Consider the following 13703-nt stretch of genomic DNA (forward strand, 5'->3'; position numbering starts at 1 on the left):
TGGGACTGCTTCGGTGGACTGGTCGACATGCCGAACATGACCCGCATCGCCGACCGCGGGGTGCGACTGTCGCAGTTCCACACCACGGCGCTGTGCTCGCCGACGCGAGCGGCGCTGCTGACTGGTCGCAACGCCACCACGGTGGGCATGGCCACCATCGAGGAATTCACCGACGGGTTCCCCAACTGCAACGGGCGCATCCCCGCTGACACCGCGCTGCTGTCCGAAGTGCTCGCCGAACGCGGCTACAACACCTATTGCGTCGGCAAATGGCATCTGACGCCGCTGGAAGAGTCCAACCTGGCGTCAACCAAGCGGCACTGGCCGCTATCCCGCGGCTTCGAACGGTTCTACGGGTTCCTGGGCGGCGAGACCGACCAGTGGTATCCCGACCTCGTTTACGACAACCACCCGGTGACTCCGCCCGGCGCCCCAGAGGACGGCTATCACCTGTCGAAGGACATCGCCGACAAGGCAATCGAATTCATCCGCGATGCCAAAGTGATTGCTCCCGACAAGCCGTGGTTCAGCTATGTGTGCCCCGGCGCCGGCCATGCGCCCCACCACGTGTTCAAAGAATGGGCCGACAGATATGCCGGTCGCTTCGACATGGGCTACGAGCAATACCGCGAGACCGTGTTGAAGAACCAGAAGTCGATGGGCATCGTCCCATCCGATACCGAGCTTTCGCCGATCAACCCATATGTCGACGTGACGGGACCCTCCGGTGAGGCGTGGCCGTTGCAGGACACGGTGCGCCCCTGGGAATCGCTGGGCGCCGACGAGAAGAAGCTGTTCACCCGGATGGCCGAGGTCTTTGCCGGGTTCCTGTCTTATACCGATGACCAGATCGGGCGGATCCTGGATTACCTCGAAGAATCCGGGCAGTTGGACAACACCATCGTCGTGGTGATCTGTGACAACGGCGCCAGCGGTGAAGGCGGACCGAACGGATCGGTCAACGAGTCGAAGTTTTTCAACGGCTACATCGACACCGTCGAGGAGAGCCTGAAATTCCTCGATCGTCTCGGCGGCCCGGAGACCTACAACCATTACCCGATCGGGTGGGCGATGGCCTTCAACACGCCCTACAAGCTGTTCAAGCGCTACGCATCCCACGAGGGCGGTATCGCCGACAGCGCAATCATCTCCTGGCCCAGCGGAATTGCCGCCCACGGTGAGGTGCGCGACAACTACATCAATGTTTGCGACATCACCCCGACCGTCTACGAGATGCTGGGCATCACCCCGCCGGAGGTGGTGAAGGGGATTCCGCAGCGGCCGCTGGACGGTGTGAGTTTCAAAGCGGCCCTGGATGATCCGGCGGCAGACACCGGCAAGCACACGCAGTTCTACACGATGCTGGGCACTCGGGGGATCTGGCACGACGGCTGGTTCGCCAACACCGTGCATGCCGCCACCCCTGCCGGCTGGTCACATTTCGATGCCGACCGCTGGGAGTTGTTCCACATCGCCGTTGACCGCAGCCAGTGCCATGACCTCGCCGACGACCATCCGGAGAAGCTCGAGGAACTCAAAGCGCTGTGGTATTCCGAGGCCGACAAATACAACGGCCTGCCACTGGCCGATTTGAACATCTTCGAAACGATGTCGCGGTGGCGGCCCCATCTGGCCGGCGACCGTTCCAGCTTCATCTACTATCCGAATGCCGCCGAGGTGGGTATCGGCGCTGCCGTCGAGCTACGCGGGCAGTCGTTTTCGATAGTGGCCGACGTGATGGTGGACACCACCGGCGCCGAAGGCGTGTTGTTCAAGCAGGGCGGGGCGCACGGCGGCCATGCGCTGTTCATTCAGGACGGACGACTGCACTACGTCTACAACTTCCTCGGCGAGCGGCATCAGCTGATGTCGTCGTCGAGCCCAGTACCGTTGGGCCGCCACCTGTTCGGGGTCCGCTACACCCGGGCGGGAATCGTGCCCAACAGCCACACACCGCTGGGCGAAGCCGCGCTCTACATCGACGACCAGGCCGTCGCCACGTTGTCGGAGATGACGACCCAGCCGGGAACGTTCGGGTTGGCCGGCGCCACGGTCAGCGTCGGTCGCAACAGCGGTTCGGCGGTGTCGAGTCGCTACAAAGCGCCATTCACCTTCACCGGAGGCAGCATCGCGCATGTCACTGTGGACATCTCGGGCACGCCATACGAAGATCTGGAAACGACGCTGGCGCTGGCGTTTTCGCGTGACTGACTGGCATGCTGACCGACCTGGTTGAGTTACCCGGCGGCTCGTTCCGGATGGGATCGACCAGCTTCTATCCGGAAGAGGCGCCGATTCACACCGCGACGGTGGTTGCCGTGGCGGTGGAGCGTCACCCGGTGACCAATGCCCAGTTCGCCGACTTCGTGGCTGCGACCGGCTATGTGACGGTGGCCGAGCAGCCGATCGATCCGGCGCTCTACCCAGGCGTCAATCCGGCGGAGCTGCAGCCCGGCGGGCTGGTGTTTCGTCCGACGCCGGGTCCGGTCGACCTGCGCGACTGGCGGCAGTGGTGGCACTGGGTGCCGGGCGCGAGTTGGCGACACCCGCTGGGCCCGGCCAGCGATGTGGCGGACAAGGCCGACCATCCCGTCGTGCAGATCGCCTATCCGGACGCCGCCGCCTACGCGCGCTGGGCCGGTCGGCGGTTACCGACCGAAGCCGAGTGGGAGTACGCCGCCCGCGGCGGATCCACCGCCACCTACTCGTGGGGCGACGAGGAGAGGCCGGGTGGGCAGCTGATGGCCAACACCTGGCAGGGCAGCTTTCCGTACCGCAACGACGGCGCCCTCGGCTGGACCGGAACCTCGCCGGTGGGGATCTTTCCGCCCAACGACGTCGGCCTGCTCGACATGATCGGCAATGTCTGGGAGTGGACGACCACCGAATTCTCGGCGCATCATCGGCTCGACCAGCCGGCGAAGGCCTGCTGTATGCCGGCCGAAGCTGCTGATCCGGCGGTCAGCCAAACCCTCAAAGGCGGCTCGCACCTGTGCGCGCCGGAGTACTGCCACCGCTACCGGCCCGCGGCGCGGTCACCCCAGACGCAGGACACCGCGACCAGCCATATCGGGTTTCGCTGCGTGGTCGACGTCGGTTAGTGGCGAGGGTCCGGGAACACGCACGGCCCCCGCAAGCGGGGGCCCCCGCGCGGGGGAGAGGGCGACGAATTTGGCGCTGAGCTGGTCGTCACCTAGACTCTAGGGGTTGCCGTGGGCAGACCTCGGCCGGCGCGAGTCGGCCCCGCGTGCCCTTCGGTAATGAAGACCACGCACGTCAGGCCTCCAGGCTCCTGAGGGCACTGTCTGCCGTGCACACGTTAACCAGGGCCGAGGAGATCTAGTGATTCAGCAGGAATCGCGGCTGAAGGTGGCCGACAACACCGGCGCCAAGGAGATCTTGTGCATCCGCGTGCTCGGCGGCTCGTCACGGCGGTACGCCGGTATCGGTGATGTCATCGTGGCGACCGTCAAAGATGCCATTCCGGGCGGCAACGTCAAGCGTGGCGACGTGGTCAAGGCCGTCGTGGTGCGCACCGTCAAGGAACGTCGCCGCCCCGACGGCAGTTACATCAAGTTCGACGAGAACGCGGCGGTCATCATCAAGCCCGACAACGACCCGCGCGGAACCCGCATCTTCGGTCCGGTCGGGCGGGAACTGCGCGAGAAGCGCTTCATGAAGATCGTGTCGCTGGCCCCGGAGGTGTTGTAAATGAAGGTCCACAAAGGCGACACCGTGCTGGTCATCTCCGGCAAGGACAAGGGCGCCAAGGGCAAGGTGTTGCAGTCCTACCCGACGCGCAACAAGGTGCTCGTCGAAGGCGTCAACCGGATCAAGAAGCACACCCCGATCTCGACCAATCAACGCGGCGCGCAGTCGGGCGGCATCGTCACCCAGGAAGCGCCGATCCACGTCTCCAATGTGATGGTCGTCGACTCCGACGGCAAGCCCACCCGGGTGGGTTATCGGGTCGACGAGGAAACCGGCAAGAAGGTCCGCATCTCCAAGCGCAACGGCAAGGACATCTAGCGATGACGACTGCAGAAAAGGTTCAGCCGCGCCTGAAGGTGCGCTACCGCGAAGAGATCCGTGACGCGCTCAACCAACAGTTCGGCTACGTCAACGTCATGCAGATCCCGACCGTGGTCAAGGTCGTCGTCAATATGGGCGTCGGCGACGCCGCACGCGACGCCAAGCTGATCAACGGCGCGGTCAACGACTTGGCGCTGATCACCGGGCAGCGGCCGGAGATCCGGCGGGCCCGTAAGTCGATCGCACAGTTCAAGCTGCGCGAGGGTATGCCGATCGGTGCCAGGGTCACGCTGCGCGGCGACCGGATGTGGGAGTTCCTCGACCGGCTCACTTCGATTGCGCTGCCGCGTATCCGCGACTTCCGCGGCCTGTCGCCCAAGCAGTTCGACGGGTCCGGCAACTACACCTTCGGGCTGAACGAGCAGTCGGTGTTCCACGAGATCGATGTGGACTCGATTGACCGGGCCCGTGGCATGGACATCACCGTCGTCACCTCGGCGGCGACCGACGACGAAGGACGAGCGCTGTTGCGGGCCCTCGGCTTTCCGTTCAAGGAGAACTGAACAGATGGCGAAGAAGGCACTTGTCAACAAGGCCCAGCGCAAGCCGCGGTTCGCGGTGCGCGCCTACACCCGCTGCAGCAAGTGCGGCCGTCCGCGTGCGGTGTACCGCAAGTTTGGGCTGTGCCGAATCTGCCTACGCGAGATGGCGCATGCCGGCGAGCTGCCCGGCGTGCAGAAGAGCAGTTGGTGAGGCGCGGTAGGCCCGGCATGGGAACCACCGCGAGAAAGGTGACACCTCAGTCATGACGATGACGGACCCGATCGCAGACTTTCTGACACGTCTGCGCAACGCCAACTCGGCGTACCACGACGAGGTGAGTCTGCCGCATTCGAAGATCAAGGCCAACATCGCCGAGATCCTCAAACGCGAAGGCTACATCAGCGACTATCACGTCGAAGACGCTCGAGTCGGCAAATCGCTTGTCGTGCAGCTGAAGTACGGGCCGAGCCGAGAGCGCAGCATCGCCGGTCTGCGGCGGGTGTCCAAGCCGGGCCTGCGCGTCTACGCGAAATCAACCAACCTGCCGCGGGTGCTCGGCGGCTTGGGCGTGGCGATCATCTCGACCTCCTCAGGCCTGCTCACCGACCGTCAGGCAGCCAGACAGGGCGTGGGCGGCGAAGTCCTCGCATACGTGTGGTGAGGGAGACGTAGAGATGTCGCGTATTGGTAAGCAGCCGATTCCGGTTCCCGCCGGTGTCGACGTGACGATCGACGGTCAGAACGTGTCGGTCAAGGGCCCTAAGGGCACCTTGGAACTCAAGGTGTCGGACCCGCTGCGCGTCGCGCGAGACGACGACGGCGCGATCGTGGTGACCCGCCCCGACGACGAGCGGCGCAACCGTTCTTTGCATGGGCTGAACCGCACCCTGGTGTCCAACTTGGTCACCGGCGTGACGCAGGGCTACACCACGAAAATGGAGATCTTCGGTGTTGGTTATCGCGTGCAGCTCAAGGGCAACACGCTGGAATTCGCGCTCGGGTACAGCCACCCCGTGGTGATCGAGGCGCCCGAAGGCATCACGTTCGCGGTGGAGACGCCGACGAAGTTCTCCATCTCCGGGATCGACAAGCAGAAGGTCGGTCAGATCTCGGCGAATATCCGCCGGCTGCGCCGTCCCGACCCGTACAAGGGCAAGGGCGTGCGTTACGAAGGCGAGCAGATCCGCCGCAAGGTCGGAAAGACAGGTAAGTAGTCATGGCACAAACGCAAGCTGGTACTGCCGCGCGGAAGCCGGTGGGGCAGAGCGTATCCGCTGCTCGTCGCGCAGCCCGGCTGCGCCGGCACGCGCGGCTGCGCAAGAAGATTTCGGGCACCGCGGAGCGTCCGCGCCTGGTGGTCCATCGGTCGTCGCGCCATATCCATGTGCAACTGGTCAATGACCTCAACGGCACCACGTTGGCGGCCGCCTCCTCGATCGAGGCCGATGTGCGCGGCGTCGACGGCGACAAGAAGGCCCACAGTGTGCGGGTCGGCCAGTTGATCGCCGAGCGGGCCAAAGCAGCTGGAATCGACACCGTGGTGTTCGACCGGGGTGGCTACACCTACGGCGGGCGGATCGCCGCGCTGGCCGACGCCGCGCGCGAGAGCGGGTTGAAGTTCTGATGACAGACAACGGAGGGACCGCATCATGACGGAGCAGCCGACTGCAGGGGCCGCCGCTCCGGACACCGGCGGCGCGACGCGCGGGGAAGGGCGCGGCGAAGGGCGTGAGGGTCGAGGACGTCGCGACGACCGCGGCGGGGGTCGTGGCCGCGACCGCGACAGCAATTACCTGGAGCGGGTCGTCACCATCAACCGCGTCTCGAAGGTGGTCAAGGGTGGACGCCGGTTCAGCTTCACCGCTTTGGTCATCGTCGGCGACGGCAACGGGATGGTCGGTGTCGGCTACGGCAAGGCCAAGGAGGTGCCGGCCGCGATCGCCAAGGGTGTCGAAGAGGCGCGCAAGGGCTTCTTCCGGGTGCCGCTGATCGGTGGCACCATCACTCACCCGGTGCAGGGTGAGGCGGCGGCTGGTGTGGTGCTGTTGCGCCCGGCCAGCTCGGGTACGGGTGTGATCGCCGGCGGTGCTGCGCGGGCGGTGCTCGAATGTGCCGGGGTGCGCGACATTCTGGCCAAGTCGCTGGGCAGCGACAACGCGATCAACGTGGTGCATGCGACGGTGGCCGCGCTCAAGATGCTGCAGCGGCCCGAGGAAGTGGCCGCGCGTCGTGGTCTGCCGATCGAGGACGTCGCACCGGCCCGCATGTTGAAGGCGCGGCGGGAAAGCGAAGCGCTGGCGACCAGCGCGGCGCGTGCTGAGCGGGAAGGTACGGCGTAGCCATGGCAGACCTGAAGATCACCCAGGTGCGCAGCACCATCGGTGCTCGCTGGAAGCAGCGGGAAAGCCTGCGTACCCTGGGACTGCGGCGAATTCGCCATTCGGTTGTCCGCGAAGACAATGCTCAGACTCGCGGGTTGATCGCAGTGGTGCGCCACCTCGTCGAGGTAGAACCTGCGGAGGCCAAGAAGTGACGATCAAACTTCACGACCTGCGGCCCGCGCCGGGGTCGAAGACCAAACGCACCCGCGTCGGTCGGGGTGAGGGATCCAAAGGCAAGACCGCCGGCCGCGGAACCAAGGGCACCAAGGCCCGCAAGAACGTGCCGGTGACCTTCGAAGGTGGGCAGATGCCGATCCACATGCGGCTGCCCAAGTTGAAGGGTTTCCGTAACCGGTTCCGCACCGAATACGAGATCGTCAATGTCGGCGACATCAATCGGCTGTTCCCGCAAGGTGGTTCGATCGGTGTCGATGAACTGGTGGCTAAGGGCGCAGTGCGCAAGAATTCAGTGGTCAAGGTGCTCGGCGACGGCAAGCTGACGGTCAAGGCCGACGTCACCGCCCACAAGTTCAGCGGCAGCGCCCGGGAGAAGATCACCGCCGCGGGCGGTTCGGTCACCGAGCTGTAACCTTCTGGCGCGAGCGTGCGTGTCCCCGGTCGACACGCCGCACACAGGACCGGGTTTGCGCACGCTCGTCGCGGCTAAGTCTGCGGTCGAGTGCCCAACACGTCGCGAAACAACGTCTGGCGTAGCGCGATTTCCCGTGGGTCGCTCCACAGGTGAAAACCCAAGCGGTTCATCACATACCCGAATCCGATACCGGTGTCGGGGTCGGCTAATCCGAACGAGCCGCCGAGCCCCGGCGTGCCGAACGCTTTGTCGGAGGAGCCGAAGCAGAAGTGTGACACCGGTTTGCAATAGCCCAACGAGAACACTGAGTCGACGTGCAGCACCTTGTCGTGCAGCCCGTCGGTGGGAGCGACCGCTGGCTGGGTGAGCGCATCGCAAGCGGTTGTGGTTAAACCGAGTTCGCTGCCTCCGGTCGCCGCGCAACCGTAGGCTTTCGCGACCGAGCGGGCGGTGCCGATTCCGTTGGCAGCCGGTATCTCGACGGTTCGCACGTCTTCGCGGTTGTAGTCGCGCATCGCGTCGATGTCGTTGGGCAGCAGAGCGGCTCGGCTGGTGAGGCCGAAGGGATTCAGTAAGCCCAGCGCGACTCGTGGCGGCATCGTATTGACGTGCAGCAGCGCCTCGGAGCGCCGCCAACCGTGCAAGTGGGCCACGCGGTCGCGATCCACCGAGGCAGGCAATCCGATGTGCAGGTCCAGACCAAGCGGGGTAGAGATCTCGTCGGCGAAGAATCGGCCCAACGTGCGGCCCGCTGGATCGGCGTGCCGGATCAGTTCGGACTCGTACCAGCCCAGGGTGATGGCGTGGTAGCCGTGCCGCGTTCCCGGTGGCCAGACCGGAGCCTGTGCAGCCAGCACCGCCGACAGTTTGCTCGGGTCGGCCAGGTCGACCAGCCGCAGTGGCGCATCCAGCACGGGTAGTCCGGCTTGATGGGACAGCAGCTGCCGCACGGTTATTTCGCCCTTGCCCGCCTGCCCAAACTCCGGCCAGTAGTCGGTGACCTTGGCGTCGTAGTCGACTAGCCCACGGGAGGCGGCGACGGCAACCGCAAGGGAGGCAATGCCTTTCGTCGTCGAAAACATGTTGACCATCGTGTCCTGGCGCCACGGTTCCTTAGTGATGCCGTTGCGGTAGCCGCCCCACAAGTCGACCACTTTGACGCCATTGCGGTAGACCGCGACGGCGGCACCGACCTCACCGCCGCGGACGAAATTGGCCCGAAACGCGTCCGCGACCTTGCCATAACCCTCGTCGACGTCGCCGTCGATCAGATCCGGGGACACGGTGACTTTGAGAACCATCGCGTGTTTATATCGCGACTCCCCGCCGGGGACGGGCGAATCGGAATTTCCACCGCGGCGCGAAGGTGCGCAGACCCGGTGATTTGTTCGGCGTGTCGACCGGGGACACGCACGCTCGCGCGCTCACGGTCGAGTCCAGTTGCGGGATGGAGATTGAAAATCTCATCCTGCTCACCGTAGGCCGCCGCGGTGACCTGGGCCATCGGTAGTCTCGACGACATGTTTGGTTTCCTACCCGACCCGCCCGGCGCCGACGGGGTGCGCGCGCTGGTACGTCGCGTCGACGCCGCCCGCCACCACGGCATCCCCAACGGGTGCGTACTCGAACTCGACCTGTACGCCGCACCGCCGGAAACGAGCGGCTTCGACCCGCTGGCGATCATCAGCGCCGGTGGCCGGCCACAGGTACTGCGCGAATCCGTGGCCGCGATCCACCGGGCCGCCGACGACCCTCGGGTCGCCGGCCTGATCGCGCGGGTGCAGCTTCCCGCCGCCTCTCCCGGGCCGGTTCAAGAGTTGCGGGAGGCCATCACCGCGTTCACGGCCGTCAAGCCGTCGTTGGCCTGGGCCGAGACCTATCCGGGCACGCTGTCGTACTACCTGGCTTCGGCGTTCGGCGAGGTATGGATGCAGCCGGCGGGCAGCGTCGGGCTGATCGGCTTCGCCACCAATGCCCTGTTCCTGCGTGAAGCCCTGGACAAGCTCGGTATCGAGGCGCAGTATGTCGCCCGGGGCGAATACAAGTCGGCGGCTAACCGCTATACCCAGGACCGCTATACCGACGCCCATCGCGAAGCCGACACCAGATTGTTGGAGAGCCTGCGTGCGCAGGTGTGGCAGGCGGTGTCCGAGTCCCGAAAGATCGACCTCGACGCCGTTGATGCACTGGCCGATCGGGCGCCCCTGCTGCGCGACGATGCGGTGAGCGCCAAACTGATCGACCGCATCGGCTACCGCGACGAAGCGTACGCGCGTATCGCGGAACTCGTTGGCGCCGAGGGTATCTCACCCGAGACCGGCGACGCGGACAGCGATGACGCGCCGGCACGACTCTACCTGGCCCGCTATGCCCGTGCGAGTGCCCCGCGGTCGGCTCCGTTTCCGTCGATTCCCGGCCGCCGGCCCAAGCCGACCGTCGCGCTGGTCACCGTCGCGGGCATGATCGACAGCGGGCGCGGCGGCCCCCGGGTGTTCCCGTTCGGCACATCCAGCGTGGGCGCCGACACCATCGCGGCGGCGTTGCGCGAAGCCGCCGCCGACGAGTCGGTGTCGGCGATCGTGCTGCGCGTCAACAGCCCGGGCGGCGTGGTCACCGCATCGGAAGTCATCTGGCGCGAGGTCGCCAAGGCCCGCGGTCGCGGCAAGCCGGTGGTCGCGTCGCTGGGTGCCGTCGCCGCATCCGGCGGCTACTACATCTCGATGGGCGCCGACGCGATCGTGGCGAATCCGGGAACGATCACCGGTTCAATCGGTGTGGTGACTGGAAAGCTGGTCGCCCGAGACCTCAAGGACCGGCTGGGGGTCGGCTCAGATACGGTGCGCACCAACGCGAATGCCGACGCATGGTCGGTCAACGCGCCGTTCACCCCAGAACAGCATGCCCAGGTTGAAGCGGAGGCCGACCTGATCTACGCCGACTTCGTGCAGCGGGTCGCCGAGGGCCGGCACCTGAGCGAGGCGGCAGTGGAGGAGGTCGCCAGGGGCCGGATCTGGACCGGCGCGGATGCCCTCGAGCGTGGCTTGGTCGACGAACTCGGCGGATTGCGTACCGCGCTGCGCCGGGCGAAAGTGCTCGCCGGCCTTGACGAAGATGCCGAGGTCCGTATCGTCAGCTACCCCGGGTCCTCGCTGTGGGAGTTCCTCCGGCCGCGCCCGTCATCGCAACCGGCCGCCGCGTCGCTGCCGGATGCGGTGGGCGCGTTGATCGGCCAGTCGGTCATCGGACTTTTGGACCAGGCTGAGCGGACGCTGACCGGTGCGAGCGTGCTATGGCTGGGGGAGTCGCGGCTTTAGCCCGCAAGCGTCCCGCTGACGAAAATGATCTCGCCCAGCGGATCGTCGTCTTCGATTGCGGGAACGTCGAGTCCGTTGCGCACGAACAATTCCGCGCGCGTCACACCGCTGGCTTCCCATCCCTTGCCGTGAAGGTAGTCGACGACGTGGTTGCGCTCACCGGCGTACACCAACGACGCCATATCGATATCGATGCCTTGTTCACGCAGCGGCGCGGACATTTCCCGCACCCGGTCGGCATCGAAATCCCGGATGCCCGGCACATATTCGGTGGCGATGGTGCTGCCCGGCACGCTCAGCGCGGTGATGTTGTCGAACAGCCGGTCTTGGGCCTCGGGCGGTAGGTAGATCAGCAGTCCTTCGGCCAGCCATGCCGTCGGGACGCTGGTGTCGAGGCCGGCCTCCTGCAGCGCCGCCGGCCAATCCGATCGCAGGTCGATGCGGACGGTGCGCCGCGTCGCGGCGGGGGCAGCGTCGATGCCGGCCAGTGTGGTGGTCTTGAAGTCGATGACCTGTGGCTGATCGATCTCGTAAACCACCGTCTCGGCCGGCCAGTCCAACCGGTAGGCACGCGAGTCAAGGCCGGATGCCAGGATCACCGCCTGACGCACGCCAGTTCCCATCGCATCGACGAAGTAGTCGTCGAAGTACTTGGTGCGCACCGCGATTCCATCGATCATCGCCTGTACACGCGCCGGTGAGGCGTTCTCGATGGCCGACAGATCCAGCTCGCCGTCGAGCATCTTGACGAAGAAGTCCAGCCCTACGGCGCGTACCAACGGCTCGGCGAACGGGTCGTTGATCAGCCCGCGCGCATCTTTTGTCGCCATCGCCCGTCCCGCGGCGACCATGGTCGCGGTTGCGCCCACGCTGGAGGCCAGATCCCAACTGTCGTCGTGTGTGCGTGCCATGGGCGCCTTATCCGAGCGTGGCTGAGACATAGCTCATCTTGCCGAAGACAGCCACCAAATCGCCCTCGGGAAATTCAAAGCCGTTGCTGTCATACAGCTCCCGGATCGGGTAGAGGCTGACCTGCCAACCGTGATCGGAGAGGTAGTCGACGACGATGCTGCGCTCGCCCTGATAAAACAGGTCGGCCATGTCGACGTCGACACCGAGCCGGCGCCACCGTTCGCTGATTCGCTGGGCATGGTCGCCGGAGAAGGCATCGGGTTCGGGGAAGTGTTCGGTGGCCAGGCCGCTACCCGGCGCGCTGAGCGCGGTGATGTTGTCGAACAACCGGTCCTGGGCCTCCGGCGGTAGATAGGGCAACAGCCCTTCGGCGCTCCACGCGGTTGGTTGGTCGGGGTCGAAACCGCCTTCTTTCAGGGCCGCCGGCCAGTCGTCGCGCAGATCGATGCCGATCGTGCGACGCTGCGCCGACGGTGTGGCGCCGACGTCGGCAAGGGTGCTGGACTTGAAGTCGATGACCTGCGGCTGGTCGATCTCATAGACCACGGTTCCTGCCGGCCACCGCAGCCGATAGGCCCTGGTGTCCAGGCCCGAGGCCAGGATCACCGCCTGCCGCGCGCCGCACCCCGTCGCGCTGGTGAAGAAGTCGTCGAAAAACCTTGTGCGCACTGCCATTTGCTCTGTCCGCGTTTTGCGATTGAGCCACGCGTCGTCATCCAGGTCCACCTCGCCGTCGAGCAGCCGGATGAACGGAGTAAGGCCGACCGCGCGGACCAGTGGATCGGCGAACGGATCGTCGAGCAGCGCGTCGGGTCCCTGGGAAGCCAGCGCGCGTGAGGTGGCCACCATCGTGGCCGTGGCGCCCACGCTGGATGCCAGATCCCAGGTGTCGTCATGAGTTCGTGCCATTCGGTCCTCCTAGATTGGGTCTGGCCGGCTCGCTGCGATGGCTGCTAATTCAACGTGGCGCTGACGTAGCGTAAATCACCGAACGGCATGTCTTCCTCGTCGATCGGTGGAAGGCCGTTGGCGGCGAACAGATCCCGGACGCTGTCGGCATTGATCTGCCAGCCGTGGCCGGACAGGTAGGGGGCGGCCTCGTTGCGGTCACCGAAATAGACCAGTTCTGTCATGTCGAGGTCGAAACCGTGCTCACGCCACCGTTGCGAGGCCTTCTGCATCCGCTCTTTCATCTTTTCCTCGTCGGCGGGATCGGGATTGGACACGCTTTCGGTGGCGAACCGGCTTCCCGGCGCACTGAGCGCGGTGATGGTGTCCAGCAGCCGGTCTTGTGCGTCCGGAGGCAAATAGCCCAGCAAGCCCTCAGCGCTCCACGCTGTCGGCTTGCTCGGATCGAACCCTGCCGCACGCAGCGCCGCAGGCCAATCGTCGCGCAAATCGATGGCCACCGCGCGCCGCTCTGCGGTGGGTTCGACACCCAGTTGCGCAAGTGTGCCGGACTTGAACTCGATGACCTGAGGCTGATCCACCTCGTAGATCACCGTCCCGGTCGGCCAGGCCAATCGGTAGGCGCGGGCATCTAGACCGGATGCCAGAATCACGACCTGGCTGATGCCGGACTTCGCCGCGTCGAGAAAGAATTCGTCGAAGAATTTGGTCCGCACGGCCATGTTGTCGGCCATGCGGTGTGCCCCGGCTCGGTCGTCGTCATCCTGCAAGTCGGCGGGGTTCAACTCGCCGCTGGCCATCCGGCTGAACAGATCGATACCGACGGCCCGCACCAGCGGCTCAGCGAACGGATCGTTAATCAGTGGGTGCTCGGCACGAGACGCCACCGCCCGAGCGGCCGCGACCATCGTGGCGGTCGCCCCCACGCTCGACGCGAGATCCCAGGTGTCGTTATCCGTCCGTGCCATGTCCGCTCCTTCAAAGTCGTTACTTAGCCAATATAACTTGCTTAGCGGTGAG

17 protein-coding genes are annotated in these 13703 nt (G+C 65.5%); 13 read left to right on the forward strand and 4 right to left on the reverse strand.

Translation table 11 applies throughout. The features are described from left to right. The 12 genes from A5707_RS17330 to rplO all read left to right on the forward strand — a co-directional run. The coding region (locus A5707_RS17330) for an arylsulfatase (RefSeq protein ID WP_065015687.1) at positions 1 to 2211 on the forward strand (2211 nt) is incomplete at its 5' end. A gap of 5 nt (positions 2212 to 2216) precedes the next feature. Continuing rightward, positions 2217 to 3101: a formylglycine-generating enzyme family protein gene (locus A5707_RS17335; RefSeq protein WP_065015688.1), complete on the forward strand. Its 885-nt coding sequence runs from the start codon at positions 2217 to 2219 to the stop codon at positions 3099 to 3101. 241 nt (positions 3102 to 3342) lie between these two features. Continuing rightward, positions 3343 to 3711 (forward strand): 50S ribosomal protein L14, encoded by a 369-nt coding sequence (rplN, locus tag A5707_RS17340; RefSeq protein WP_045373371.1) that lies wholly within the window; start codon positions 3343 to 3345, stop codon positions 3709 to 3711. Next, positions 3712 to 4029 (forward strand): 50S ribosomal protein L24, encoded by a 318-nt coding sequence (rplX, locus tag A5707_RS17345; RefSeq protein WP_065015689.1) that lies wholly within the window; start codon positions 3712 to 3714, stop codon positions 4027 to 4029. A 2-nt stretch (positions 4030 to 4031) separates the two neighbouring features. Continuing rightward, positions 4032 to 4595 carry a 50S ribosomal protein L5 gene (gene rplE / locus A5707_RS17350; protein ID WP_065015690.1) on the forward strand — a complete coding sequence of 188 codons (564 nt, stop codon included), beginning with the start codon at positions 4032 to 4034 and terminating at the stop codon, positions 4593 to 4595. 4 nt (positions 4596 to 4599) lie between these two features. Further along, the gene (locus A5707_RS17355; RefSeq protein WP_065015691.1) at positions 4600 to 4785 is read left to right on the forward strand and encodes a type Z 30S ribosomal protein S14; all 186 of its coding nucleotides are present in this window, start codon (positions 4600 to 4602) and stop codon (positions 4783 to 4785) included. A gap of 52 nt (positions 4786 to 4837) precedes the next feature. Next, positions 4838 to 5236 (forward strand): 30S ribosomal protein S8, encoded by a 399-nt coding sequence (gene rpsH / locus A5707_RS17360; RefSeq protein ID WP_065015692.1) that lies wholly within the window; start codon positions 4838 to 4840, stop codon positions 5234 to 5236. Between the two features lie 13 nt (positions 5237 to 5249). After that, positions 5250 to 5789 carry a 50S ribosomal protein L6 gene (rplF, locus tag A5707_RS17365; RefSeq protein WP_065015693.1) on the forward strand — a complete coding sequence of 180 codons (540 nt, stop codon included), beginning with the start codon at positions 5250 to 5252 and terminating at the stop codon, positions 5787 to 5789. 41 nt (positions 5790 to 5830) lie between these two features. Then, the gene (rplR, locus tag A5707_RS17370; RefSeq protein WP_197495356.1) at positions 5831 to 6199 is read left to right on the forward strand and encodes a 50S ribosomal protein L18; all 369 of its coding nucleotides are present in this window, start codon (positions 5831 to 5833) and stop codon (positions 6197 to 6199) included. A 25-nt stretch (positions 6200 to 6224) separates the two neighbouring features. Further along, positions 6225 to 6914, forward strand: coding sequence for a 30S ribosomal protein S5 (rpsE, locus tag A5707_RS17375; protein ID WP_065015695.1), 690 nt, complete (start codon positions 6225 to 6227; stop codon positions 6912 to 6914). Between the two features lie 2 nt (positions 6915 to 6916). Then, positions 6917 to 7108, forward strand: coding sequence for a 50S ribosomal protein L30 (rpmD, locus tag A5707_RS17380; protein WP_065015696.1), 192 nt, complete (start codon positions 6917 to 6919; stop codon positions 7106 to 7108). After that, a complete protein-coding gene (rplO, locus tag A5707_RS17385; RefSeq protein WP_065015697.1) occupies positions 7105 to 7545 on the forward strand; it encodes a 50S ribosomal protein L15 in 441 nt (146 codons plus the stop codon). The genes rpmD and rplO overlap by 4 nt, the downstream gene beginning before the upstream one ends. Before the next feature lie 74 nt (positions 7546 to 7619). Here the strand turns inward: rplO and A5707_RS17390 are convergent, their stop codons facing one another. Continuing rightward, entirely contained in the window at positions 7620 to 8849 is a 1230-nt protein-coding gene (locus tag A5707_RS17390) for a serine hydrolase domain-containing protein (protein WP_065015698.1), read from the reverse strand. Between the two features lie 219 nt (positions 8850 to 9068). Between A5707_RS17390 and sppA the strand changes: the two genes are divergently transcribed. Continuing rightward, positions 9069 to 10862 (forward strand): signal peptide peptidase SppA, encoded by a 1794-nt coding sequence (gene sppA, locus A5707_RS17395; RefSeq protein ID WP_065015728.1) that lies wholly within the window; start codon positions 9069 to 9071, stop codon positions 10860 to 10862. Here the strand turns inward: sppA and A5707_RS17400 are convergent. From A5707_RS17400 to A5707_RS17410, 3 genes are read right to left on the reverse strand one after another with little or no spacing between them, the layout of a single operon-like run. Continuing rightward, positions 10859 to 11773: a class I SAM-dependent methyltransferase gene (locus A5707_RS17400; RefSeq protein WP_065015699.1), complete on the reverse strand. Its 915-nt coding sequence runs from the start codon at positions 11771 to 11773 to the stop codon at positions 10859 to 10861. The two genes, sppA and A5707_RS17400, sit on opposite strands and share 4 nt — an antisense overlap. 7 nt (positions 11774 to 11780) lie before the next feature. Further along, positions 11781 to 12683, reverse strand: coding sequence for a class I SAM-dependent methyltransferase (locus tag A5707_RS17405; protein ID WP_065015700.1), 903 nt, complete (start codon positions 12681 to 12683; stop codon positions 11781 to 11783). Positions 12684 to 12727: 44 nt separating this feature from the next. Further along, a complete protein-coding gene (locus A5707_RS17410; protein ID WP_065015701.1) occupies positions 12728 to 13651 on the reverse strand; it encodes a class I SAM-dependent methyltransferase in 924 nt (307 codons plus the stop codon). Positions 13652 to 13703: the final 52 nt, after the last annotated feature.

Source organism: Mycobacterium kyorinense, from assembly GCF_001672775.1.
GTDB lineage: Bacteria > Actinomycetota > Actinomycetes > Mycobacteriales > Mycobacteriaceae > Mycobacterium > Mycobacterium kyorinense_A.

Excerpts from the sequence above, each read along its gene's own strand:
- A5707_RS17335 (WP_065015688.1), top strand. The coding sequence starts at position 2,217 with ATGCTGACCGACCTGGTTGAGTTACCCGGCGGCTCGTTCCGGATGGGA.
- rplX (WP_065015689.1), top strand. The coding sequence starts at position 3,712 with ATGAAGGTCCACAAAGGCGACACCGTGCTGGTCATCTCCGGCAAGGAC.
- rplE (WP_065015690.1), top strand. The coding sequence starts at position 4,032 with ATGACGACTGCAGAAAAGGTTCAGCCGCGCCTGAAGGTGCGCTACCGC.
- A5707_RS17355 (WP_065015691.1), top strand. The coding sequence starts at position 4,600 with ATGGCGAAGAAGGCACTTGTCAACAAGGCCCAGCGCAAGCCGCGGTTC.
- rpsH (WP_065015692.1), top strand. The coding sequence starts at position 4,838 with ATGACGATGACGGACCCGATCGCAGACTTTCTGACACGTCTGCGCAAC.
- rplF (WP_065015693.1), top strand. The coding sequence starts at position 5,250 with ATGTCGCGTATTGGTAAGCAGCCGATTCCGGTTCCCGCCGGTGTCGAC.
- rpsE (WP_065015695.1), top strand. The coding sequence starts at position 6,225 with ATGACGGAGCAGCCGACTGCAGGGGCCGCCGCTCCGGACACCGGCGGC.
- rpmD (WP_065015696.1), top strand. The coding sequence starts at position 6,917 with ATGGCAGACCTGAAGATCACCCAGGTGCGCAGCACCATCGGTGCTCGC.
- A5707_RS17390 (WP_065015698.1), bottom strand. The coding sequence starts at position 8,849 with ATGGTTCTCAAAGTCACCGTGTCCCCGGATCTGATCGACGGCGACGTC.
- sppA (WP_065015728.1), top strand. The coding sequence starts at position 9,069 with ATGTTTGGTTTCCTACCCGACCCGCCCGGCGCCGACGGGGTGCGCGCG.
- A5707_RS17400 (WP_065015699.1), bottom strand. The coding sequence starts at position 11,773 with ATGGCACGCACACACGACGACAGTTGGGATCTGGCCTCCAGCGTGGGC.
- A5707_RS17405 (WP_065015700.1), bottom strand. The coding sequence starts at position 12,683 with ATGGCACGAACTCATGACGACACCTGGGATCTGGCATCCAGCGTGGGC.
- A5707_RS17410 (WP_065015701.1), bottom strand. The coding sequence starts at position 13,651 with ATGGCACGGACGGATAACGACACCTGGGATCTCGCGTCGAGCGTGGGG.